The 23,394-nt window shown below is 70.9% G+C and carries 20 protein-coding genes; 16 read left to right on the top strand and 4 right to left on the bottom strand.

Annotated elements, in window-relative coordinates:
- The first annotated feature begins 23 nt into the window (after nt 1–23).
- Nucleotides 24–3,305, top strand: coding sequence for an ATP-dependent DNA helicase (locus AB0H93_RS30360; protein WP_358576966.1), 3,282 nt, complete (start codon nt 24–26; stop codon nt 3,303–3,305).
- A gap of 178 nt (nt 3,306–3,483) precedes the next feature.
- Complete coding sequence (locus AB0H93_RS30365) at nt 3,484–4,092, top strand: hypothetical protein (RefSeq protein WP_358576968.1); 609 nt, start codon at nt 3,484–3,486, stop codon at nt 4,090–4,092.
- Nucleotides 4,093–4,182: 90 nt separating this feature from the next.
- Here AB0H93_RS30365 and AB0H93_RS30370 read toward each other — a convergent pair whose 3' ends face one another.
- Nucleotides 4,183–4,710 carry a hypothetical protein gene (locus tag AB0H93_RS30370; RefSeq protein WP_358576971.1) on the bottom strand — a complete coding sequence of 176 codons (528 nt, stop codon included), beginning with the start codon at nt 4,708–4,710 and terminating at the stop codon, nt 4,183–4,185.
- A 290-nt stretch (nt 4,711–5,000) separates the two neighbouring features.
- On the opposite strand from AB0H93_RS30370, the gene AB0H93_RS30375 reads away from it, so the two are divergent.
- Together AB0H93_RS30375 and AB0H93_RS30380 are read left to right on the top strand one after the other, a co-directional pair.
- Nucleotides 5,001–5,993 carry a potassium channel family protein gene (locus AB0H93_RS30375; protein ID WP_358577155.1) on the top strand — a complete coding sequence of 331 codons (993 nt, stop codon included), beginning with the start codon at nt 5,001–5,003 and terminating at the stop codon, nt 5,991–5,993.
- Nucleotides 5,994–6,119: 126 nt separating this feature from the next.
- Complete coding sequence (locus AB0H93_RS30380) at nt 6,120–6,539, top strand: hypothetical protein (RefSeq protein WP_358576973.1); 420 nt, start codon at nt 6,120–6,122, stop codon at nt 6,537–6,539.
- Nucleotides 6,540–6,546: 7 nt separating this feature from the next.
- Here AB0H93_RS30380 and AB0H93_RS30385 read toward each other — a convergent pair whose 3' ends face one another.
- Complete coding sequence (locus AB0H93_RS30385; RefSeq protein ID WP_358576975.1) at nt 6,547–7,551, bottom strand: neutral zinc metallopeptidase; 1,005 nt, start codon at nt 7,549–7,551, stop codon at nt 6,547–6,549.
- A gap of 491 nt (nt 7,552–8,042) precedes the next feature.
- Between AB0H93_RS30385 and AB0H93_RS30390 the strand changes: the two genes are divergently transcribed.
- The 12 genes from AB0H93_RS30390 (at nt 8,043) to AB0H93_RS30445 (ending at nt 21,515) form a co-directional block, all read left to right on the top strand.
- Nucleotides 8,043–9,665, top strand: coding sequence for a DUF2207 domain-containing protein (locus AB0H93_RS30390; protein ID WP_358576977.1), 1,623 nt, complete (start codon nt 8,043–8,045; stop codon nt 9,663–9,665).
- Between the two features lie 368 nt (nt 9,666–10,033).
- Nucleotides 10,034–10,447 (top strand): hypothetical protein, encoded by a 414-nt coding sequence (locus AB0H93_RS30395; protein WP_358576979.1) that lies wholly within the window; start codon nt 10,034–10,036, stop codon nt 10,445–10,447.
- On the top strand, nt 10,444–10,992 hold the full coding sequence (locus AB0H93_RS30400; protein WP_358576982.1) for a DUF3558 family protein: 549 nt from the start codon (nt 10,444–10,446) through the stop codon (nt 10,990–10,992). Before AB0H93_RS30395 ends, AB0H93_RS30400 begins: the two co-directional genes overlap by 4 nt.
- Nucleotides 10,993–11,006: 14 nt before the next feature.
- Nucleotides 11,007–12,362 (top strand): hypothetical protein, encoded by a 1,356-nt coding sequence (locus AB0H93_RS30405; protein WP_358576984.1) that lies wholly within the window; start codon nt 11,007–11,009, stop codon nt 12,360–12,362.
- 117 nt (nt 12,363–12,479) lie between these two features.
- Nucleotides 12,480–13,265, top strand: coding sequence for an ESX secretion-associated protein EspG (locus AB0H93_RS30410; RefSeq protein WP_358576986.1), 786 nt, complete (start codon nt 12,480–12,482; stop codon nt 13,263–13,265).
- A 145-nt stretch (nt 13,266–13,410) separates the two neighbouring features.
- Nucleotides 13,411–14,739: a pitrilysin family protein gene (locus AB0H93_RS30415; RefSeq protein ID WP_358576988.1), complete on the top strand. Its 1,329-nt coding sequence runs from the start codon at nt 13,411–13,413 to the stop codon at nt 14,737–14,739.
- Nucleotides 14,736–16,103 (top strand): pitrilysin family protein, encoded by a 1,368-nt coding sequence (locus AB0H93_RS30420; RefSeq protein ID WP_358576991.1) that lies wholly within the window; start codon nt 14,736–14,738, stop codon nt 16,101–16,103. Before AB0H93_RS30415 ends, AB0H93_RS30420 begins: the two co-directional genes overlap by 4 nt.
- Before the next feature lie 25 nt (nt 16,104–16,128).
- A complete protein-coding gene (gene nudC, locus AB0H93_RS30425; protein WP_358576994.1) occupies nt 16,129–17,055 on the top strand; it encodes an NAD(+) diphosphatase in 927 nt (308 codons plus the stop codon).
- Nucleotides 17,056–17,232: 177 nt separating this feature from the next.
- Nucleotides 17,233–19,320: an ATP-dependent DNA helicase UvrD2 gene (locus AB0H93_RS30430; protein ID WP_358576997.1), complete on the top strand. Its 2,088-nt coding sequence runs from the start codon at nt 17,233–17,235 to the stop codon at nt 19,318–19,320.
- 479 nt (nt 19,321–19,799) lie between these two features.
- Complete coding sequence (locus tag AB0H93_RS30435) at nt 19,800–20,183, top strand: WhiB family transcriptional regulator (protein WP_132483284.1); 384 nt, start codon at nt 19,800–19,802, stop codon at nt 20,181–20,183.
- Nucleotides 20,180–20,398, top strand: a complete 219-nt coding sequence (locus AB0H93_RS30440; RefSeq protein WP_093262267.1) for a hypothetical protein — start codon at nt 20,180–20,182, stop codon at nt 20,396–20,398. The genes AB0H93_RS30435 and AB0H93_RS30440 overlap by 4 nt, the downstream gene beginning before the upstream one ends.
- A gap of 232 nt (nt 20,399–20,630) precedes the next feature.
- Nucleotides 20,631–21,515: a methyltransferase gene (locus tag AB0H93_RS30445; RefSeq protein ID WP_358576999.1), complete on the top strand. Its 885-nt coding sequence runs from the start codon at nt 20,631–20,633 to the stop codon at nt 21,513–21,515.
- A 33-nt stretch (nt 21,516–21,548) separates the two neighbouring features.
- Here AB0H93_RS30445 and AB0H93_RS30450 read toward each other — a convergent pair whose 3' ends face one another.
- Entirely contained in the window at nt 21,549–22,859 is a 1,311-nt protein-coding gene (locus AB0H93_RS30450) for an AarF/ABC1/UbiB kinase family protein (RefSeq protein ID WP_358577002.1), read from the bottom strand.
- Between the two features lie 323 nt (nt 22,860–23,182).
- Entirely contained in the window at nt 23,183–23,332 is a 150-nt protein-coding gene (locus tag AB0H93_RS30455; protein WP_010693945.1) for a DUF5679 domain-containing protein, read from the bottom strand.
- Nucleotides 23,333–23,394 lie beyond the last annotated feature (62 nt).

Here is a 23,394-nt window from a genome sequence, read left to right on the forward strand (position 1 = left end):
GGAGCTCGGCCCGGGGGCCGCGCATGAACGGCCGGCCACCCGAGAACCAGCCGGGGCCCGCGGCCATCAGTCCACATCGGATCGCGCAGGCGCTCGGGCTGCACCCGCCGACCCCGGAGCAGGCCGCGGTGATCGCCGCGCCCGCCGAACCGGCGCTGGTCGTGGCGGGTGCGGGCGCGGGGAAGACCGAGACGATGGCCGCCCGCGTGGTGTGGCTGGTCGCCAACCGGCTGGTGACGCCGGAACGCGTCCTCGGCCTGACGTTCACCCGCAAGGCCGCGCGGCAGCTCGCCGACCGGGTGCGTGCCCGGCTGCGCCGGCTCGCCGGATCGGGCCTGCTCGACGAGGTCGATCCGAGCGGGCAGCTGCGCTCCGCGGTGCTCACCGAAGAGCCCACGGTGCTGACCTACCACGCCTACGCGGGGCGGCTCGTCGGCGAGCACGGCCTGCGGGTGCCGGTCGAGCCGGGCGCGCGGCTGCTGACCGAGACCGCGTCCTGGCAGCTCGCGCACAGCGTGGTCGCGACCTGGACCGAGGACATCGACACCGACAAGGTCCCGTCCACGGTCACCGGCTACCTGCTTTCGCTGGCCGGTGAGCTCGCCGAGCACCTGGTGCGCCCGGACAACCTGCGGGCGCACGCCGAGAAGGTCTGCCACGCGGTCGAGAACGCGCCGCGCGCCAAGGGCCAGCGCGCGAACCTGCCGCAGGACCTGGTGAAAGTCGTTGCCGCGCAACGCTTGCGGGTGGCGATGCTGCCGCTGGTCGAGGAGTACGCGCAGCGCAAGCGGCGCGAAGGCGCGATGGACTTCGCCGACCAGATGTCGCTGGCCGCACTGCTCGCCGCCGAGCATCCCGCGGTCGTCGACGGGGAACGCGCCCGCTACGGCGCCGTCCTGCTGGACGAGTACCAGGACACCGGCCACGCGCAACGGGTGCTGCTGCGGTCGCTGTTCGGCCGTGACCGCCCGCTGCCGGTCACGGCCGTCGGAGACCCGGCACAGGCCATCTACGGATGGCGCGGCGCGAGCGCGGCGAACCTCCCGCGCTTCACCACCGACTTCCCGCGCATCGACGACGGCCGCAAGGCCCCGGCGCACCGGTACGGGCTGCTGACGAGCTTCCGCAACCCGGCGGAGGTCCTGCACGTCGCCAACGCGGTCTCGGAACCGCTGCGCAAGACCGGGCTGGAAGTCGACGAACTGCGCGCCAGGGACGGCGCCGAACCCGGCGACATCCGGTTGGCGCTGAGCGAACACGTGCGGGCCGAACGCGACTGGGTCGCCGACCAGGTCACCGCGCAATGGCAGGCTGCGCTGGACGCAACGGGCCGGCCGCCGACCGCGGCGGTGCTGGTGCGACGCCGCGCCGACATGTCCGACATCGCGGCGGCGCTGCGGGAACGCGGCCTGCCGGTGGAGGTCGTCGGGCTCGGCGGGCTGCTCGACGAGCCCGAGGTCCGCGACCTCGTGAGCGCGCTGCGGCTGCTGGTCGACCCGCTCGCCGGAACGGCCGCGATGCGGCTGCTCACCGGCTCGCGCTGGCGCCTGGGAGCGGCCGACATCGCCGCGCTGTGGGACCGCGCGAGGGAGCTCGGGACGCAGGCGTTCGGAGAGCCCGAATCCTCCGATCCGTCCGCAGTGGTCACCGCGGCGTTGCCGGGTGAGAACGCCGAGCAGGCCGGCCTCGTCGACGCGCTCGACGATCCCGGTGACGCGAAGCGCTACTCCGACGACGGCTACCGGCGCATCCGGCGCCTGGGTGGCGAACTCGCCTCGTTGCGGCGCCGCCTGGACCAGCCGTTGCCGGAGCTCGTCGCCGACGTCGAGCGGACGTTGCTGCTGGACATCGAGAGCATGGCGCGACCGGTGGGTGCGGGCCGCATCCACCTCGACGCGTTCGCCGACGCCGTCACCGATTTCGCGACAGCGAGCCCGTCGGCCACGCTGCACGCGCTGCTGGACTACCTGGAAGCGGCCGAACGAGCTGAGGACGGCCTGGAACCCGGCGAGGTCGAAGTCGCCGAGGACCGGGTCCAGGTGCTCACCGTGCACGCCGCCAAGGGCCTGGAGTGGCAGGTCGTCGCCGTGCCGCACCTGGTCAACGACGTCTTCCCCGGCAAGCGGAAGTCCTCGTCGTGGCTGCGGTCGGCCACCGAACTGCCCGCCGAACTCCGCGGCGACGCCCAGGACCTGCCCCGGCTGGACGTCGAGCGGCTGTTCGGGCTGGACCGCAAGGAGGTCACCGAGGCGCTGGGCATCCACGACGAGGAGTTCGAGGAGCGCCGGCTCGCCGAGGAGCGGCGGCTGCTCTACGTCGCGGTGACGCGTTCCGAGCGGACGTTGCTGCTGTCCGGGCACTGGTGGGGCGAGAACGGCGACCGGCCGAAGGGGCCGTCGGACTTCCTGCGGCAGCTGGCCGAGGTGCTGGGCGAGGCCGGGGCCGGGGTCGTCGACCTGTGGACGCCGGAACCCGATGAGGACGTGACGAACCCGCTCGCCGACGCCGTGCGCTGCGCGGAGTGGCCGGTCGATCCGCTGGGGTCGCGCCGCGCCGCGGTGGCCGAAGGCGCGGAGCTCGTGCGGGCCGCGATGTCCACTGTGGATGATTCGGAGCCGGAGGACGACGAGGACGGCTGGGCGCGGGACGTCGACGTGCTGCTGGCCGAGCGCGCCGCGGCCGCGCAGCGGCGGGAGCAGGTGCGGCTGCCGGACCACCTGTCGGTGAGCCAACTCGTCGAACTCGCCAAGGATTCCGACACCCTCGCCCGGCGGCTGCGCCGCCCGCTGCCGTTCCCGCCGAACCCGATGACCCGCCGGGGCACCGCGTTCCACGCCTGGCTGGAGCACCGGTTCACCTCGACCGCGCTGCTGGACTTCGACGAACTGCCCGGCGCCGCCGACGAATCCGCGCCGGTGCACGAGGAGCTCGCCGATCTGCAGCAGGCGTTCCTGGCAGGTTCCTGGGCCGACCGCACGCCGCACCGCGTCGAGGTGCCGTTCGAGACCCAGGTCGAGGGCGTGGTGCTGCGCGGCCGGATGGACGCGGTGTTCGCCGACGCCGACGGCGGCTGGACGGTGCTGGACTGGAAGACCGGCGCGGTGCCGGGCGGCGACCAGATCCCGGCGCTGTCGGTGCAGCTCGCGGCGTACCGGCTGGCCTGGGCGGAGCTCTCCGGCACGCCGCTGTCGAAGGTCCGCGCGGCGTTCCACTACGTCCGCCACGACTACACGCTCCGCCCCGCCGACCTCCTCGACGCCGACGGCCTCCGGAACCTCATCACCTCGGTGCCCTCGGCGCAGTGACCGTTCGGCCTGGTCAGGCCTCGTGAGCACTTTTTGCCGCTATAGCGGTCCACCGTGCTCACGACCAATGACCTGCGGAGATGTCGGCGTCAGCGGGATCACGCCCGGCGCCCGGATCAGTACACGTTCGGGTGGCGGAGCTTGAGATCGCGGTTCGCGGCGGATGACTATGCCCGCGATGAACACGGACTGGAAGCTCAACACGCCACCGGAATCCGAAGTGAACGTCGACGCCGACGTCCTGGCGATGCGCGCCCCGCTGGTGCGGGTGCACCGGAACGACGAAGGCACCTGGTCCTTCGACGGCCCGGGCCGCAACCCGCGACCGTCGAAGAAGACGGCGCTCAGCGCCGTCGTCGGGGCCTGGCCGCACGTCGCCGCACTGTCCGATTTGGACACCGGCGGTGCCGCGGTGTGGTCGTGGAAGCAGCACGGCTGGGCCAGCGAGTTCAAGTGCGAGTGCGGCAGCTGCGACCAGCCCGTCGCCGCCGACATCGACCGCAACAGCTGGCCGAGCGAACTGCAGCCGCACAGCATCCTCAGCGTCGAGCAGGCCGCCCTGTCCGGCCAGGCGCCGCTGACCGACATCATCTCCACGCCCGGCGGTATCGCGCTGCTGGGCCCGGGCGACCACCGGCGCTCGGCCGACCTGATGACGCCGGTCGCGCTGGCGAACGTGATCCGCCGCTGGCCGCACACGATGCAGGCCCTGCGCGCCCTGAAGGAAGGCCGCGGCATGCGCTGGAACCCGCAGCAGCTCAACTGGCACGAATACGTCCTTGCGTAGGTCAGGACGGGTTCGCGGCGGCCTCCAGCGGAGTCTCGGACGCCTTCTCGCTGTGGATTCGTCCTCGCGAGAAGACGTCTGAGAACCCGCTCAGGCGTTCTCGGTGAGCTGGGGGAGTTCGAGGAGCCGCGAGTAGAGGACCTCAAGCAGCCAGCGGCCGAACATCGACGAACCGAACTCCGCGGTCCGGTCCTCCGGCGTGACCACCAGCTCGGCCGGGCCCTCGAAACCGGCATTGACCACGCCCACGCCGTAGTAGTCCAGCTCCAGCATCCGCAACGGCTTGTACTTGGAGCCCTGGGGCAGCACGACCGCGCACGGCGCCAACGTCAGCAACGTCCCGCACGCCCGCAGCGCGTGGCGGGCGCGGGACACCGGCACCAGCAGCCCGAGCAGATCGACCGCGGCCACCGGCACCTGGTCGTGCGTGCAGGGCTCGGACCAGGACCGGAACCAGGCCGGGTTGAGCTCCGGCTCCCAGCCGTGAAGACTGCGCCACTCGTGGACGTCGCGCCTGATCCGCGCCACGGCGGCGAACCGCGCACCGAGGACCTCGACGTCCGTGATCAGCTGGCCGTCCCATCCCAGGGCGCGCGCCGCGTGCTGAAGCTGCTGCACCGCTGCATGGTAAGCCGCTGCACCGCCATGTCCAGACCAGGTCTTCCGGCCTGCAGGAGAACTCGTCGCCGAACTGCCGGTGCCGCATCGCACCCGGCGCGCGGTCAGGGGTTACTGTTCTGCGCCGTGAGTGGTGAGAACGCGCTTCCGAGTCGCGCGGCAGGAGCCGGAGGGCACGGGTCATGATGCGGCGCAGTCCCAAGCGGCTGGCGCACCCCTTCATCGGTGGCCGCACCGACGAGGAGGAGCTGACCAGCCGGCCCGACCACGCGCTGGTGGGTGTGATCCGGATGCCGGGCAGCACGATCAGCCCGGTGCGCTCCATCATCCGCCGGATCATCGGCGCGATGCTCGCGCTGGCCGCCACGGTGCTCATCGTGTACTTCGGCCGGGACGGCTACCGGGACTCCGCGGGCGGCGAGCTGGACCTGCTGGACGCCGTCTATTACGCGACGGTGTCGCTGTCCACCACCGGCTACGGCGACATCACCCCGGTCACCCCGCAGGCCCGGCTGGTGAACGTGCTGGTTATCACGCCGCTGCGGGTGCTGTTCCTGATCGTGCTGGTCGGTACCACACTGGAAGTGCTCACCGAGCGCTCTCGACAGGCTTTCAAGATCCAACGCTGGAGGTCCAGGGTGCGCGACCACGTGGTCGTCATCGGATACGGAACCAAGGGCCGTTCGGCGGTCACCGCACTGCTCGGCGACGGCGCGGAGCCCGGGCGCATCGTGGTCGTCGACACCGACCAGCGATCGCTGGAAACCGCGTCCGCGCAAGGCCTGGTCACCGTCAACGGCTCGGGCACCCGCTCGGACGTGCTGCGCGTGGCGGGCGTGCCGCGGGCGCGGGCCATCGTGGTCGCCCCGGCCCGCGACGACACGGCCGTGCTGGTCACCCTGACCGCGCGGGAGCTCGCGCCGAAGGCGCAGATAGTCGCGGCGGTGCGGGAGGCCGAGAACGTGCACCTGCTGCGCCAGTCCGGCGCGGACTCGGTGGTGGTGTCCAGCGAGACGGCGGGCCGCCTGCTGGGCATGGCGACCTCGACGCCGTCGGTGGTGGAGATGTTCGAGGACCTGCTGACGCCGGACGTGGGCCTGGCGATCGCCGAGCGGGAGGTCGAACCGCAGGAGGTCGGCGGCTCGCCGCGGCACCTCTCGGACATCGTGCTCGGCGTGGTGCGCAACGGACAGCTCTACCGGGTGGACGCCCCGGAAGCCGACGCGATCGAGGCCGGTGACCGGCTGCTCTACGTCAAGAAGGTGACACCCGCGGACGCCTAGCCGGCAGGCGATTTCGCGCGAAATCGCCTGCCCTGACGCGGCACCGGCCCCGGCGCACCGGGCGTGATCCCGCAATTGCCCCGAGTGACGGTCGGCACCGTTCGGCTTTCTGCCAATATCGGTGTCGTGGGAAGGCAACGAGGTTCGGCGTCGGTGGCGCCGATCCTGCTTGTCCTCGGAACGCTCGGGGTCGCGGTGGCGGCGGTGACGCTGTGGCCGCTGGTGACGGAGGCCGGGCAGGCGATGCGGCCGGCGACGGCGACGGTCATCGAGTCGCGCCCGTGCGGCGCCGCCTCGGCGCGGGACCTCGTCGAGGTCCGGATCGACGGCGTGGTGCGGCGAGCGCCGTTCGACGGCTGCGGCCACGCCCCCGGCCAGCAGCTGCCGGTGCAGGTGCCCGCCGACCCGGGCGAGGACTTCGTGGTCAGCCCGGCGCGATCGACCGACTCCGAGCTGAAAGGCCAGGTGCAGCGCGCCAACTGGGTCCTGCTGACCCTCGCCGCGGTCGCCGGCGGTGGCTACGGGCTGATGCTCCGCCGGTCCTGAGCCTCCGTCAGTCGACGTCGGAGGCCGCCGCCAGCCAGGTGTTGCACTCCGTGATCCGGTTCTTCCGGAACCCCTGCTCCACCCAAGCGGCGTTGGTCGACGTGCTGCCGTGGTCGCGCACGTTGGTGTGCTCGTCGCCGCGATCGGAGGAGTCCTCCAGCGCGGGGAAGATGAAGTCGTTGCTGACGCCGCCGTTCTGCAACGCGGCTAGCGTCATGCCCTCGAAGCACGTCGCCTGCAGCTCGGAGCGCCGGGTCAGCTCCAGCCCCGCCGACGTGGAGCTGCCGCCCGCGTCGTAGGACGCATCGCCGTAGGCGCTGTTGATCCCGGTCATGCCCTGCAGCGCGTGGCCGAACTCGTGCGCGAACTGGCCGAGGTACACGCCGGCCTCGGTGCGCTGCTCGACCTGGGCGTAGTAGCGCGCGGTCATGTAGATCGTGTGGTTGCCGGGGCAGTACATCGCGGTCTGGTTCCACCGCCGCGTCCCGCAGGGCGTTTCGATGTTGTCCCCGGTGGTGATCACGGTGGGCGTCCGGACCGGCAGGTCGGCGTTCTCCAGCGCCGGGGCCCACGCCTCCATCAGGCAAGGCAGCGCGGCCTGGTAGAAGCGGTCCTGCGAGGTGACGTCGGTGTTGAAGCGGGGCAGGTTGCACGAGGTGTTCATCGCGCCGTTGCCCGGGACGTTGAACGGGTGGTCGCCCAGCGCCGAAACCGGTCTGACCTCGTCGTCGTTGCCGTTGGTCGACGTGGACGTCTCGGATTCCTCGCTGCTGCTGGTCGTCGTGTCGGTGGAAGTCTCGGTCTCGCTGGAATTCGTCGACGTCGAGCGGCTGCTGGTGCTGCTGTAGTCCGAAGCCCGGCTCGAGGTGATCGACGCGGCCATCGCGCCGACGGTGCCGACGCCGAGCAGCGCCATGCCGACCAGCACCAACGCGACGATGACGCCGGTGTTGCTCTTGCGCTGCGGCGGCCGCATGTGCGGCATCGGCTGCGGCGGGCGTTGCGGTGCCAATCGCACGGTCGTCTGCAGCGGCAGCGGGCGCGCGGCCGGCGGTGGTGCGATCCGGCGGGTCGGCTGGTCGAAGATCGGCGCTCCCTGCTGCGGGCGCAGGGGTTGCGTGCCGGGCGGAGGTAACGGAGGACGGCGGTGCGGCGGCTGTGGCCGGGGGACCGGACCTTGTGGCGGACGGGGAGCCTGACCTTGCGGCGGCCGGGGGACCGGACCTTGCGGCGGCTGGGGACCCGGACCTTGCGGCGGCTGGGGACCCGGACGCTGTTGCCCGCCGCGCTGGCCCTGCGGTGGCCAGGGCTGGCGGGGTGGCTGCGGGCCGCGCGGTGGCGGGGGCGGCTGCGTCATGCGGTCTTCCTCGCGGAGTGTCGAATGTGGACTGTTGGTCCAGGTTCGGCTGGCCGCGACCGAGCAGTCATTTCCCCCCGACTTCCTCACCATCAATCCCACCGTTGCGGACCAGAGCTTAGCCACGGGCGGCTATCGTTCGGGCCGTGTTGACCAAACGGGGGCTGGTGGTCGCCCTGACCGGACTGCTGTTGGGCGCACCGAGCACGGCCGCGGCGCAGGAGCAACCGGTCGATGCGCTGCCCGGCACGGTTTCCAGCAGCGTGAACCTCAAGCTGCAGCGCGACGGCCTGGTCTCGGTCACCGAGCGGATCAACGTTCCCGCAGGTCAACAAGTCGAACGCACGATGCCGCTGCGGCAGTCCGCGGGGCCTGGGGCGGACCGGGTCTTCACGGTCTCCGACGCCGTGCTCGACGGTGGCGGCGCGATCCAGGCCGAGGCCGACAAGCTGCATCTGACGCTGCAGCCCGGGGTTTCGACGCTGACGTACTCGGTTCGCGGTGCCGTGGCGGACGCCGGTGATCGGCAGGACGTCCGCTGGCAGGTGTCCGGTGGCTGGAACGTGCCGGTGGACCGCGTCGAGGTGTCGCTGCTGTCGCCGAAGGTGCCGCAGGAGATCATGTGCCTGGCGGGCCCGCTGGGCAGCGCGAACCGCTGCGCCCAGTTCGAGATCACCCACACCCAGTCGATGCACGCGGTGACCTACGGCCTGCAGCCCGGTGACCGGATGGACCTCACGTTCAAGGTCCCGGCGGGCACGGTGCCGGCGAACGCCGTGACCGAGCAGTACTTCAGCCTGGCGCGGGCGTTCTCGCTGACGCCGGCGACGGCGGCCGGCCTGGCCGCGATCGGCCTGCTGCTGATCGGCGGCCTCGGCCTCGTCTGGTACGCCCGCGGCCGGGACGTGCGCGCGTTCGCGGAGGACGTGGGCCAGGTCGAGGTCCTGATGACCGATTCCCAGGGCGCGGTCGCGTTCGCGTCCCCGGACGGCGTGCTGCCCGGCCAGATCGGCACGGTCATCGACGAGCGGGTGGACCCGGTCGACGTGACGGCGACGATCATCGACCTGGCGGTCCGCAACTACCTGTGGATCGAGGAACTCCCCGGCCAGGACTGGCGAATCGTCCGGCTGAACCCGGCCGACGACTCGCTGCGGCCGTTCGAGCGAGCGGTCTACGACCTGCTCGTGGGGCAGGCGCAAGAGGTGCGGCTGTCCCAACTGCGAGACCTCGACGCGAGCCAGGTCCGCGCGGCGCTGTACGCGGAGGTCGTGGAGAAGGAGTGGTTCGCGCGACGCCCGGACGTCGACCGAAACCGCTTCTGGTGGACGGGTCTCGGCGTGATCATCGGCGGAGCGGCGCTGACGGCGGTACTGGCGCTGACGACGTCAGCGGCACTGCTGGGGATCGCCGTGCTGATCGGCGGCATCGCGATGATGTTCAGCGCACGCCTGATGCCGGCGCGAACGCGGCGAGGCAGCGCGCTCGTGGTGCAGGTGAGAGGTCTGCGCGGCTACCTGCACGAGGCCGCGGCGGAGTCGCTGCCGGCGCAGGACCGCGAGACGGTGTTCTCCCGATCGCTGCCGTACGCGGTGGTCCTGGAAGAAACGGACCGCTGGCTAGCGGAGTTCGCGGAACTGAACCCGGGAGTGGACGGAACGTCGGGCCTCTACTGGTACGGAACCCCGAACGAAACCCCGAACCTCCAGAACTTCCACCAAACCTTCCCAACCCTCGTAGAAACCCTGAACAAAAAAATCAACCGCTGACACCGGCCGGCTTCTGCCGACATGTCCGGGACGGATGCGCCGGGTTGACGCTGGCAGGGGGAGCAGATGTCGCTCACCTTCCAGAAGAACGTGGACGAGACCGTCGCGTCCTGCGAAACGGCTTCGCGGCTGCCGGAATGATCAACAGGTCGAGCAGTCGCGTCAGGTTTCCGGACTCGGCCTGAACGTCTCGCGCGATCGCTGTCCGCAATCGATCAGTGTCGGACCGTGACAACGCCGTGACCTGCGGTTGAACGGGTGATGCCAGAGCTGCGTCAGGTTTGTCGGGAACCGTTACGGACGCCCCTGCGTCAGGTTAAAGTGTTCACCGTTACCTGGGGAGATCGCAGAGTCCAGAGGGGTCTGGGATGACAAGCGCAGACGCAAGTGGGTTCGCCGCAGCCAAAGAAGGGCTGAAGGCGATCAGCGGCCGCACGCAGTGGATCAACCAGCAGGTCGGCGCGGGCAAGCTGTCGCTTGACCCAGACGCAGCGGACAAGGCTGCCAAGCGCTGCGACGAGGAGGTCGAGGCGCTTGGCACGCTCCTCCGGAATGCCAACGCCCTGGGGACTGTCAAGGGGCTTGGCGACTATCCCGACGGCCAGCAGTTGGCGCAGCGATTCCAGGAAAAGGCGACAGACGGTCAAGCCGGTGCTCTCCAGCTGATCCGCGACATGCAGGAAGAGCTGAGGAAGCAGGCGGAGGCGTTCCGCGGTGCAGCTAAGGACTACCGTGCCACCGACGAGCAGAACGCCGACGACCTGAGGCGAGGTATTCAGTGAGTACGTTTTCCCGGTCCCTGATCGCAACGGCCGCTGGCCTGGCCCTGTTCGGGCTTGCCGCATGCACAGGTGGCGGTAAGAGTCCTGGAGGCAGTGAGGAGACGTCGTCCGCACCGACCTCGGCATCTTCGGGGGCCGGACTGGCGAACTTCGATCCGTGCACGTTCTTCAAACCTGACGAGTTGACCTCGTTCGGTGTTTCGACGAAGGCCGAGGAGTTCACGCAGGTTAGCTTCCAGCCTGGCTGTGAGTGGCGGGGCGAGAAGTTGACTGTCGGCCTTCAGAAGAACGCGGACGAGACCGTGCAGAGCCTCGGCAAGGGTGGCGGCTTCGACAAGTACGCACCCACAACGGTTGCCGGTCGTGACGCGGCAGAGATGCTCGTCGCTGGGGCGACAGGGCAGGGCGTCTGCAACTACGTCGTTTCCGCAGGTGGAGGAATCGCTATTTACCAGCTCACCGGCGCGATGCGCGATTCTGTGGCCGATCCGTGCGGCGAACTGAAGAAGATCGTCGATCAAACGGCTTCGCGGTTGCCGGAATGAATTGAGGGGGAGTGATGGGACTTCTCAGTACCCTCGACAACGCGGGTTCTCGGGTCTTCGGCTGGGAGAGCGCTGCGGAAGAGGAGCGCAAGAAGCACGGCGAAGAGGCGAACCGCGTTGCCCAGCAGCAGCAGAGCCAGCTGGCGCAGCAGAACTCCGGCCTCAACGTCAGCAGCTACGACTCGCCGGCGATCACGCAGTGCCTCAACTGGTCGGGCTTCAGCCACGGGCAGATCTACAAGACCAACCAGGAGTCGATCGACCAGGGCAAGGTCGGTGAGGTCGCCGAGGCGTGGAAGAAGCTCGCCACGGGCCTGCGCGAGCGCGGGAACAACTACGCCACGGACCTCGCCAAGATCGTCGACGGGGGCTGGGAAGGTGAGGCCGCGAACAACGCTCGTGAGGTCGGCAAGCCTGCTTCCGACTGGATGAAGGCCAGCGCCGATGCCTTCGAGATGACCGGGAACAACCTGCACGCCGCGGGTGAGGCCGCCGGTCAGGCCAGCAAGATGGTCGAGAAGCCCCAGGGCTTCAGCTGGGGTGAGGCCGCTTCCGCTTCGATCCCGTTCGGGGTCGCCGGCGGTGGCATCAACGCGCTCAGCCAAATGGAGGAGCAGGAGCAGGCGGAGAAGGCCGCGCAGGAGACGATGGCGCGCGTCTACAGCCCCACGCTCACCCAGGTCGACGCCAAGATGCCGCAATACAAGGGACCGGACGGCAACACCAAGGAGCCGCCGCCGGTGCCGCCGCCGCCCCCCACGGAGTGGGGCGGTGGAGGTCCCGGCAATCCCGGTGGTGGACCCGGCGGCGGAATGCCGGGTGGCGGGACCGGAAAGCTTCCCGGCGGTGGCATCGGCACCGGTATCCCCGGTGGTGGCATTCCCGGCGACGGGCGCCCCGTCGGTGCATACGACCCCAATAATCTCGGTAGCGGCATCCCCGGTGGCGGCTACACCACGCCTTCCGGAACCGGCAGCCAGTGGGCTGATCAGCCCGGGCTTCCCGGCGGTGGCGGAACCGGGCTGCCCGGCGGTGGCGCCGGTGGTGGTCTCCCGGGCGGCGGCGCGGGCGGTGTCGGCATGGTCGGTGGCATGGGTGCCGGTGGTGCAGGCGCCGGTGGCATGGCCGCCGGTGGCCGGGCCGGGGTCGGTGGACTCGGCGCCGGGGCTGGTGCCGGCGCGGGTGCCGGCGGAGCAGGTGCTCGAGGTGCCGGTGCCGGACGAGGCGCGATGGGCGGCATGGGTGGTGCCGGTCAGCGCGGCCAGGGCACCGAGGACCAGGAGCACGAGCGCCCGTCCTGGCTCGAGGAGCAGGACGACATCTGGATGAACGACATGCCGAAGACCGCCCCGCCGGTGCTCGGCGAATGATCCGGTGCTGACCGGTGGTGCCGGCTTCGGCACCACCGGTCGGTCACGCTTGCAGCGGGCGAATTCACAAGGGGAGAAACGACAGTGGGCGTGTTGGGGCGGTGGCAGCTTCAGCCGGTGCACTTGGACATCGTGCTCAAGTACCTGAAGATCGACGGTTTGACCCTGCCGTTGAGCAGCCGTTCTTTCGGGTACACCGCCGATCAGTTCAGCCAGATCGCGATCGGTGAGCTGGACCGGATGGCCGCCGCGGGCGTCGTGATCAACGACGAGGTCGCGCCGCCGCTGGTCACCGCGCTCAAGACGCTGGCCAACCCGTTCTTGTGGGTCGACTCGCTGTGGTTCCCGCAGGTCGGCTCCGATCACTGCTGGCGGGCGCTGGCGGTGTTCACCGAAGGCAACCGGGTCGTGCTCGGCGTGCAGACGCCGAGCGAAGATCCGCAGCGCGGCGGCATGTTGACCGTCGAGGTCCACGAGAAGGCCCCGCTGCCGCAGGTCCTGCTGGCCACGTTGCCGCCCACCAAGCCGGGCGGCCAGGGGCCGGTGCGCGTCCCGCAGAGCTCGCTGGTGCAGCAGCCGCAGTCCGACGACTACGACCAGATGAGCATGATGCAGTCGGCCACCCCGAACCGCGGCAGCAGCGGCGACCAGCAGGTCTCGCTCTACGAGGCGATCGGGAAGGCGCCGCACGCGCGCATCGGTCAGATCTCGGCGAGCACGCGCGACCAGTACGGCCGTCGGAAGCGCTCCCAGGTGGTGTCCTGGTTCGACAACGAGCCGGACGGCCGCTACCTGAACCGGGTCGAGCGCGGCAGCTCCGGCGAGCAGGTCTTCGCGATCCTGCCGGCCGACGCGCGCACGATCGGCGCCGAGATCGATTCCCTCATCGCCCAGGTCCGCTGACCGCGCCCGAACAGGCGGGTACCGCTCGACCGCGGCTGGATGCTGCGCGCCCGGATTTCGCCACCTACGCCGGGTGATCACGACACGCCGAAGAGTGGCGAAGGGGGCGCCCACGGCTTGACAGTCCGCACGTAGGCTGCATGGCATGGTCGAACCCCAGCTGCATCGCGTTACTTTGCCCAATGGGCTGCGCGTGGTGTTGGCACCGGACTCGGCGGCGGGCCAAGCGTCGTCGGGCCAGGCCCCTGTGGTCGGTGTCAGCGTGCACTACGACGTGGGCTTCCGCTCGGAACCGGAAGGGCGCACCGGTTTCGCCCACCTCTTCGAGCATTTGATGTTCCAAGGCAGCGAGAGCTTGGAGAAGCTCGCGCACTTCCGGCACGTGCAGGGCTCCGGCGGCACCTTCAACGGTTCGACGCACCAGGACTACACCGACTACTACCAGGTGCTGCCGTCGGCGGCGCTGGAGCGGGCGTTGTTCCTCGAAGCGGACCGGATGCGGGCGCCGAAGATCACCGAGGAGAACCTGCGCAACCAGGTGGACGTGGTCAAGGAGGAGATCCGCCTCAACGTCCTCAACCGCCCCTACGGCGGCTTCCCGTGGATCTTGCTGCCGCCGGTGCTGTACTCGACCTTCGCCAACGCCCACAACGGCTACGGCGACTTCACCGACCTGGAACAGGCGACCGTCGACGACTGCGCCGCGTTCTTCGACACCTACTACGCGCCGGGCAACGCGGTGCTGACCGTCAGCGGTGACCTCGACGTCGAGCGCACCATCGATCTGATCAACAAGCACTTCGGCGACGTGCCGGCGCGCGACGTCGCGCCGCGGCCGTCGTTCGGTGAGCCGTTCCCGTCGGGTGAGCTGCGTGGCAAGCACATCGATCCGCACGCGCCGCTGCCCGCCGTCGCGCTGGGCTACCGCCTGCCCGACCCGGTCGGCGAGCTCGACGCCTACCTGGCGAACGTGGTGCTCGCGGCGATCTTGTCCGACGGCGACGCCGCCCGCCTGCAGCAGCGCCTGGTCTACCAGGACTCGCTGGTGGTGGACGTGCACGCCGGCTGCGGTCTGATGGGCTCCCCGCTGGACGCCCGCGACCCGGACACCTTCACCGTGACCGCGATCCACACGCCGGAGGTCGGCCTCGACCGGGTGATCGGAGCGGTCGACGAGGAGCTGGAGAAGCTGGCCGCCGATGGCCCCACCGAGGACGAGCTGTCCCGCGTCACGGCGCGCTGGGCCGCCAGCCTGTACCGGGGGCACGACCGGGTGGTCACCCGGACCCTCGACCTGGGCAGCGCCGAGTTGCTGCACGGCCGCGCGGAGCTGATCTCCGAGCTGCCGAAGCGGATCGGCGAGGTCCGCGCGGAGGACGTCGCGGCGGCCGCGAAGTCGTTGCGGTCGGACGCGCGAGCGGTGCTGGAGATCGAACCCGCAGGTGACGAGAACGCGACAGGAGGTGCGGCATGACCCGCGCAACGCACCGCAGCGCCGAGGAGATCGGCCGCACCGAGCTCGGCCCGCGCCCGCTGCCGCCGCTCGGCGAGCCCCGCACCGGCCGCGCACCGGCCGCCGTGGACACCGTGCTGGACAACGGCCTGCGGGTGATCGCCGCCCGGCACGGCGTGGTCCCGATGGTCGAACTGCGCCTGCGGATCCCGTTCGCCGGCGAGGACCAGAAGCACCCGGCCCGCGCCGAGCTGCTGGCCGAGACGCTGCTGACCGGCACGGAGCGCCGCAACCGGGTGCAGGTGGACACCGACCTGGCCGCGGTGGGCGCCGACCTGAGCTCGGTCGTCGACCCGGAGCGGCTCAGCATCACCGGTGACGCGCTGGCCACAGGGCTGGACACCCTGCTCGACGTGCTCGCCGACGCGCTGACCGGCGCGGTTTACCGCGAAGAGGAGGTCGAGGGGGAGCGCGCCCGGCTGGTCGAGCGGATCGCCGTCGCGCGATCGCAGCCGCGGGTGATCGCCCGCGAGGAGCTGCAACGACACCGCTACGGCGACCACCCGTTCGTCCGCGAGGTGCCGGCGGCCGAGGACGTCGCCGAGGTCACCGCCGAGGAGGTCCGGACCCTGCACCGCGAGTCGGTGCTGCCGCGCGGCTCGGTGCTGGTGCTGGTCGGCGACATCGACCCGGATCAGGCAGTGGCGGCCGTCGCGCGCAACCTGGCGGACTGGCAGTCCGAGGACAGCGCGCGGGAGCTCCCGTCGCTGCCCGCGGTCCGCGGCGGTGACGTGCGGCTGGTGCACCGGCCCGGCGCGGTGCAGTCGCAGCTGCGCTTCTCCGCGCAGGCGCTGCCGCGCACGGACCCGCAGTACCCGGCGCTGCAGGTCGCGAACCTGGTCTTCGGCGGCTACTTCTCCTCGCGGTTGGTCGAGAACATCCGCGAGGACAAGGGCTACACCTACGGCGCGCACTCGTCGTTCGAGTTCACCCGGGGCAACGGCACGGTCCTCGTCGACGCCGACACCGCCAGCGAGGTCACCGCGGCCGCGCTGCTGGAGACCCGGTACGAGCTGGCGAGGCTGGCGCTGGTGCCGCCGACCGAGTCGGAGGTGGAGTCGGCCCGGCAGTACGCCATCGGCAGCCTGCTCACCTCCACCGCCTCGCAGGCCGGCATGGCGTCCACGCTCGCCGCGCTGGCCACGGCGGGGCTGGCGCAGGACTGGCTGGTCGCGCACCCCGAGCGGTTGCGGGCGGTCACTGTCGAGCAAGTTGCCGAGGCGGCCCGGTTGTTCGCGCCCACGTCCTTCACCGGAGTGGTCGTCGGCGACGCGGACAAGCTCGCCGACCAGCTGCGGCTGCTCGGGGGAGTGGTGCTGCCATGACGCGGTTAGACGGTGAGGCGGGCAGATGACTACCGAGGCGTTGGCCGGGGCGGGTTTCCAGCTGGATTCCGCGCCCCTGCTCTCCAGGTCCACAGTGGACCGCAGGGAGACGCTGCGGGACGCCCCGGACGGCGGCGCCCAGCTGTGGGCGACCGGACGGGTCGTGCTGGTGGACGCCAAGGGGCGCACCCAGATCGGCCAGGATTCACGGCTCGTGGTGCATCCCGCGACGGACTTCGGTGCAGGCCCGGTCCCCAACGCCGTCCTGCTCGGCGTCGAGGACGAGATCGGCTACTGGGCGTTGCGCAGCGAGCACGACGGAGCCCAGGACGACTGGCGGGACCTGCGCACCGGCGGTGGTCTGCTCAACGACACCGACGCCGGCCTGTTCACCACCGCTGTCGGCCTCCTCGGCTGGCACGACAACGCCCGCTACTGCGCGGTGTGCGGCGCTGCGACGACGCGGGTCCGCGCGGGGTGGGCCCGGCGTTGCACGGGCTGCGACCGCGAGGAGTACCCGCGCACCGACCCGGCCGTCATCTGCCTGGTGCACGACGGCGCGGACCGGGTCCTGCTGGCCCGCCAGCCGATCTGGCCGCCGGAGCGGTACTCGGTGCTCGCCGGTTTCGTCGAGGCCGGTGAGTCGCTGGAGGCCTGCGTCTCGCGCGAGATCGCGGAGGAGGTCGGGGTGGAGGTCTCGGACGTCCGCTACCTCGGCAGCCAGCCGTGGCCGTTCCCGCGGTCGCTGATGCTGGGCTTCGCCGCGATCGCGGACCCGTCGGCGCCGCTGACCCCGGCGGACGGGGAGATCGAGGACGCCCGCTGGGTGCACCGCGACACGGTCCGGGCGGCCCTGGAGTCCGAGGGCGGAGCGGTCGACGGCCTGCGCCTGCCGCCGGGCGTGTCCATCGCCTACCGCATGATCAAGGGCTGGGCCACCTGGCAGGACTGACGCGAGGAGCCGGCCGGGACCTTCCCGGCCGGCTCCGCACGTCCGCGTGAGCCGCCTTCCGCCGCAGTTCAGCGCGGCTGCGCGCCCGGTTTTCGGCGGCGGATCACGCCCGACACGCGGTTGCGGGTGCCGGGGTGTGGCCCCGAACGGGGGAGCAGGTCTGCGAAGATGCCGGGCATGACCGAGCAGCCGCGACTCCTGGAAGGTTTGGATCCGGAGCAGCGGCAGGCGGTCGTCGCACCACGCGGCCCCGTGTGCGTCCTGGCGGGCGCGGGCACCGGGAAGACGCGCACGATCACCCATCGCATCGCCTACCTCGTGCAGCGCGGCCTCGTCGCGCCGCAGCAGGTGCTCGCGGTGACCTTCACCGCCCGAGCGGCGGGGGAGATGCGCACGCGGCTGCGCGCGCTCGGCGCGGCCGGCGTGCAGGCGCAGACCTTCCACGCCGCGGCCTTCCGGCAGCTGCGCTACTTCTGGCCGCGGGTGCACGAGACGCAGATGTGGCAGCTGGCGGACAACAAGTTCCGGCTGGTCATGCAGGCGGCGAACAAGCTCGGGCTGTCCACCGAGCGGGAGGACGTCCGGGACCTGGCCGGCGAGATCGAGTGGGCCAAGTCGTCGCTGATCGGGCCCGAGCAGTACCCGGCCGCTGCGGCCGCCGCCGGGCGGGAGGTGCCGATCCTGCCGGAGCAGCTCAGCAAGGCCTTCGCGACCTACGAGCAGGTCAAGAACAGGGCGCAGGTGCTGGACTTCGACGACCTGTTGCTGCACATCGCGGCGATCCTGGAGGACCAGCCGGAGATCGCCGAGGAGTTCCGCGGCCGGTACCGGTCGTTCGTCGTGGACGAGTACCAGGACGTCAACCCGCTGCAGCAGCGGGTGCTCGACTCGTGGGTGGGCAACCGCGACGACCTCACGGTGGTGGGCGACGCGAACCAGACGATCTACTCGTTCGCAGGCGCGTCGCCGAAGTGGCTGATCGGCTTCCCGCGCAAGTACCCGGAGGCGACGGTGGTGCGCCTGGAGCGGGACTACCGGTCGACACCGCAGGTGGTGGGCCTGGCCAACCAGGTCATCGGCGCGGCGCGGGAACGGCCGGCCGGCACCCGGCTGAAGCTGGTCGGACAACGCCCGGACGGGCCCCGGCCGGATTTCGCCGAGTACGACGACGAGACCGACGAGGCCGAGGCGATCGCGCGCAAGATCGCTCAGCTGGCCAAGCGAGGCATCGCGCTGTCGGAGATCGCGGTGCTGTTCCGGGTCAACGCGCAGTCGGAGGTCTACGAGAAGGCGCTGTCCGACGCCGAGATCCCCTACCAGGTGCGCGGTGGCGAACGGTTCTTCGCGCGGGCGGAGGTGCGGCAGGCGATGGCCACGCTGCGCACCGCGATCGCGCACGGCGCCGATGAGGAGGACTTGCCCGCGACCGTCCGTTCGGTGCTCCGCGAAGTCGGCCTGACCGACGAGCCTCCTGCCGGCGGCGCCGCGCGTGAGCGGTGGGAGTCGCTGATCGCGCTGGTGGAGCTCGCGGAGGAGCTGACCGCCGCGGAGCCCGACGCGGGGCTGGCGCGCTACGTCGCGGAACTCGACGCGCGTGCCGAGTCCCAGCATCCGCCGACCGTCGAGGGCGTCACCCTGGCCTCGCTGCACGCGGCGAAGGGCCTCGAATGGGACGCGGTGTTCCTGGTGGGTCTGGTCGAGGGAACCCTGCCGATCATGCACGCCGACACCGACGCGGCCGTCGAGGAGGAACGCCGCCTGCTCTACGTCGGGGTCACCCGCGCCCGCGAGCACCTCTCCCTGTCGTGGGCGCTGGCGCGCGCCGGTGGCCGTCGTTACCGCCGGCGCAGCCGATTCCTGTACAGCCTGGTGCCGGACGAACATCCGGCGGCGCTGCCCAACAAGGTCAAGCAGCGCGAGCTGCTGTCACGACCCGCGAAGGCCGCGAAGCCGCATTGCCGCATCTGCAACGCCGTCCTGGCGGGCACGATGGACATCAAGCTCGGTCGCTGCGCGGACTGCCCGTCTGATGTGGACGAAGATCTGCTGTCGCAGTTGAAGGCGTGGCGCAGCGAGCGGGCCCGGCAGCTGAAGGTGCCCTCGTACGTGGTGTTCACCGACGCGACGCTGACCGCGATCGCCGAGCAGCGGCCGCTGGACGAGACCGCATTGGTCGGCATCTCCGGGATCGGGGCCTCGAAGCTGCAGAAGTTCGGCTCCGACGTGCTCGCGCTGATCCAGGGTGACCGCCGCGACATGCGCTGAAACGCCTGGTCGTACGGGTTTTTCAGGCGATCGAGCGGATTCTTCGAAAAATACGTTGCGACCGGCACGGTGGTGCCAATAACCTGCAAGAGCGCGAGCCGTGGTTGGGAGAAACCGCGGCCCTGATCCCCGAAGGGAGGTGGCCTTGGTGTCCACGATTCTGATGTCGAGCACCCCGCGCCACCTCATGGCCGGGGCCATCGCGCTGTCCCGCGGCACTTTCGCGCCAATCCCAGCTGCTGCCGAGTACGAAGCTGGCAATGGTCGTGAGTTCAAGCCGCGTTGGTTCCGCGCGGTTCCGCAGACCGTTGTCGACCCATGCCGGTCCGTTCGTAGGCGATTCCTCGATCCCCTGATCTAGGAACGTCTCTCAGGCTTCTCGAAGGCCGCGGACCCGCAAACGGGTCCGCGGCCTTCTTGTCGTTCCCGTTTTTCCTTCATCCACAACCTGCCGCCGATCGACTACTGGAGGAAGTTTCATGTTGACCGCGAGTGTGCCGATATCCAGCTCGGGCGAGGGCTTGCTGGCAGACGAGGACACCGTGGCCGGCCTGTTCGGCAGCCCCACGACGCTCGAAAGCCGACTGCCCTGCCGCCAGGACCCCGACCTGTGGTTCGCCGAGAACCCGCGGGAGCTGGACCAGGCCAAGTCGCTGTGCGCCGACTGCCCGATCAAGGCCGAGTGCCTGGCCGGCGCGCTGTCCCGCGGCGAGCCGTGGGGCGTCTGGGGTGGCGAGATCTTCGAGCGCGGCGCGGTGGTCGCCCGCAAGCGTCCGCGCGGCCGTCCGCGCAAGCACCCGCTGCCCGCCGACACCCCGGCCGCGGGCCGGCCCGCGCGGCGAGGTCAGGAGCGAGCGGCATGACGTACCACCGAACCATCGACCCCATCACCGGAAACCGGATCAAGAGCGAGGTAAGGATGTTCATGCCCGAGGACCTGTCCCGGATACGAAGTAACGAGCTGATCGACGAAGCGCACCGACATCGGTTGGCCCGGGAGATCTCGGCCGGCCGCTGGTGGCGCTGGCTCGCCGACTACGCCGGTCGCCGCGCGCAGCAGGCGTCCCGATGTCCGTGAGCCGCCCGGGATCGGCTCGGTAGGACTCGATGGCGGTGCTGAATCACCTTGCACCGCAACGGGTTCCAGGAGCCATCCCATGCGGGCTTCCCGACCGCGTCCGCCGGTCGGGAAGTCCGCGGCCCCGGCGACCGGAATCCCTTGCGCAGGACGAGACTCGATGCGCTCGAGCGCTCGCGCACTTTGACAACACAGAGCACCGGCCGGGGCATTGCCCGTATCGTGATGCCTCGTGACCGGACACTCGCACGACAACATCGACTGGGACGAGCACCTGCAGCGGCTCCGGGACGGCGATGAGCTGAACGCCCCGGAGATCGCCGAACTCGTCGCGAAGCTGCTGCGCCCGACCGATCGCACCGTGATCGAGGTCGGTGCCGGAGCGGGCGGAACGGCGGCGGCGTTCGCGGCGGAGCTGGCGGATTCCGGCGGAGCGCTGACCATCGTGGACACGGCGCCGCAACTGCTCGCGGCGGCGGAAGCCCGCGTCAAGGAGGTCTCCGACCGGGTCGAGGTCCACGCCGTCCAGGCGGATGCCGCCGACGACTCGCTCGCGGAGGCCATCGAGAAGGCGGGGGCTCCCGGGCAGGCCGACGTGGTCTTCGCGGCGTTTGTCGTGCACCACCTGCCCGACCAGCTGGCCGGCGTGCGCCGATTGGCGAACCTGGTGCGCCCGGGCGGGCGGCTGGCGATCGTCGAGTTCGGGCTCGAAACGAAGGTGCTGCCGCCGGACGTCGGCCTCGCCGAGCCGGGGCTGGAAGCCCGGTTGACCGCCGCCCGCCAGGACTGGTTCCGGCAGATGCGGGCGGAGATGACCGGCACGGTCCGGATGCCGGTGGGGTGGGGCAAGGCGCTGTCCGAGGCCGGCCTGGCCGACGTGCGGTCGTGGAGCTACCTCGTGGACCGCCCGGCTCCGGTGTCCGGCGTCGCCCTGCAGGCGGTGCTCCGCCGGTTGCAGTTCCTCCGCAGGGACGCGGAGAACCGCATCGGGCCGGAGGACCTGGGGGCGTTGGACGAGCTGCTGGACGAATCCGGCGAGCACTACGCCGGAAACCGCGACGACGTGTACTACCTGACTGCGAACACGGTCCACCTCGGTACCCGGCCGGCGAGCTGAGGCCCGTTCGGGCCGCGGTCCGCCGGTGGGCGATCAGTCGGAGAAGCCCGGCTGCCACCGGGCGATGATGTCGCGGGCGCCGACCTCGGCGTCGAGCTGGCAGAGGATCCCGGTGGCACCCAGCGTGACCCGGTGGATCAGCAGGTAGTCCGGCGGGAGGTTCAGCGACCGCCCCGTCCGGAAGTCCGGGCTGCGCAGGTCGCCGACCCGCTCGGCCTGGTGCTGCAACCAGCGCCGGGTGAAGTGGAACGTCGGCGTGCGGATCGGGTCCACGAACGGCGCCAGGTAGGCCAGCACGTCCTCGGCCTGGATCTCCCGGTCGCCCTGCACGAACCGCTCCGCGCGCAGCAATTCCAGCAGCTCGGCGGACTTGTCCTCCAGCGCGAGCCGGACCATGCGGCCGAACGTCGCGGGCACGCCGTTGGGCAGCCGGGAGACCGCGCCGAAGTCGATCACGCAGAGCCTGCCGTCCGGCATCAGCATGAAGTTGCCGGGATGCGGGTCGGCGTGCAGCAGGCCGGCCCGGGCGGGCGCGGAGTAGTGGAACTCGGCGAGCAGCCGCCCCGCCGCGTCGCGCTCCTCGCGTTCCCCGTCGGCGATGATCTGGGCGTACGCCTTGCCCGTCACCCACTCCGTGACGACCACCTTCGGGGCGCTGGCGATCACGGCCGGAACCAGGACGGCTTCGTCGTCCCGGAAGGCCTTGGCGAACGCCCGCTGGTTGTCGGCCTCGGTGCGGTAGTCGAGCTCCTCGACCATCCGGTCCTGGAGTTCCGCGAGCAGCGGCTTGACCTCGGCGCCGGGAGCCAGCGACTGGAAGAGGCGGGAGAAGCGGATCAGCTGGCGCAGGTCGGAGCGCAGCGCCTCGTCCGCGCCCGGGTACTGGACCTTGACCGCGACCTCGCGGCCGTCGTGCCAGGTCGCCCGGTGCACCTGCCCGATGCTCGCCGCCGCGGCGGGGGCGTCGTCGAACTCGGCGAACCGCTTCCGCCAGGCGGAGCCCAGCTGCTCGGTGAGCACCCGGTGCACGCTGCTCGCGGGCATCGGCGGCGCGGCGGATTGCAGCTTCGTCAGCGCCTCGCGGTACGGGCCGGCCATCTCGTCCGGCACGGCGGCCTCGAACACGCTCAGCGCCTGGCCGAACTTCATCGCGCCGCCCTTGAGCTGGCCGAGGACCGCGAACACCTGCTCCGCGGTCTTGGCCGACACCTCGGCGCTGATCTCTGCCGGATTCTGCCCGGTGAGCCGCTTCCCCCACCCGGCGGCCAGGCGGCCGGCGACACCGAGCGGCAGGCTGGCGAGCTTCGCGGTGCGGTGTGCCGCCCGGCGGGGAATGTCGGCCACGAATTCTCCTTGGTGCGCGCAGGAAAACCCTCTCGATGTCCGAAGACGTTTTCGAAATCGAGAAACCCACTCACATGCTAGAGGTTCCCTGCGGCGCCTTGGGGCGTGATCGACGTGTTGGCCGTCAGGTTTGCGCCACCGGTCGCATTCGCGATTCCGCCGGACAAGGGCGAACAAGCCGCCTCGTCAGCCCTCCGGGCCGAGCTGAGCACGGATGTATCCCCCTGGCGCTCCGGCGCGGCGGGTGCGATGTCGAACGCCGGAGCGATGCGTCGGAGATGCGGGCGGGTGGGCGGCCCGAGCGGCGGCCCACCCGTGCCCGGTCACGCCTTGCCGAGGATGCGGGTCATCTTGGTGCCGCAGACCGGGCAGGTGCCCTTCGCCATTCGGCGACCGTTGGTCTCCGAGACCTCACCGGAAAAGTCGCGCTTCTCCCGGCACTTAACGCAGTAGCCGTTGTACGTCTCGGCCACGGCTCCCCTCCTTCATGTCGTGATCCAGCGTCGTTGCTGGCTCTTCTGCCCACCTCCGGGCG

It is taken from the genome of Saccharopolyspora sp. NPDC050642 (assembly GCF_040654735.1).
GTDB lineage: Bacteria > Actinomycetota > Actinomycetes > Mycobacteriales > Pseudonocardiaceae > Saccharopolyspora > Saccharopolyspora elongata.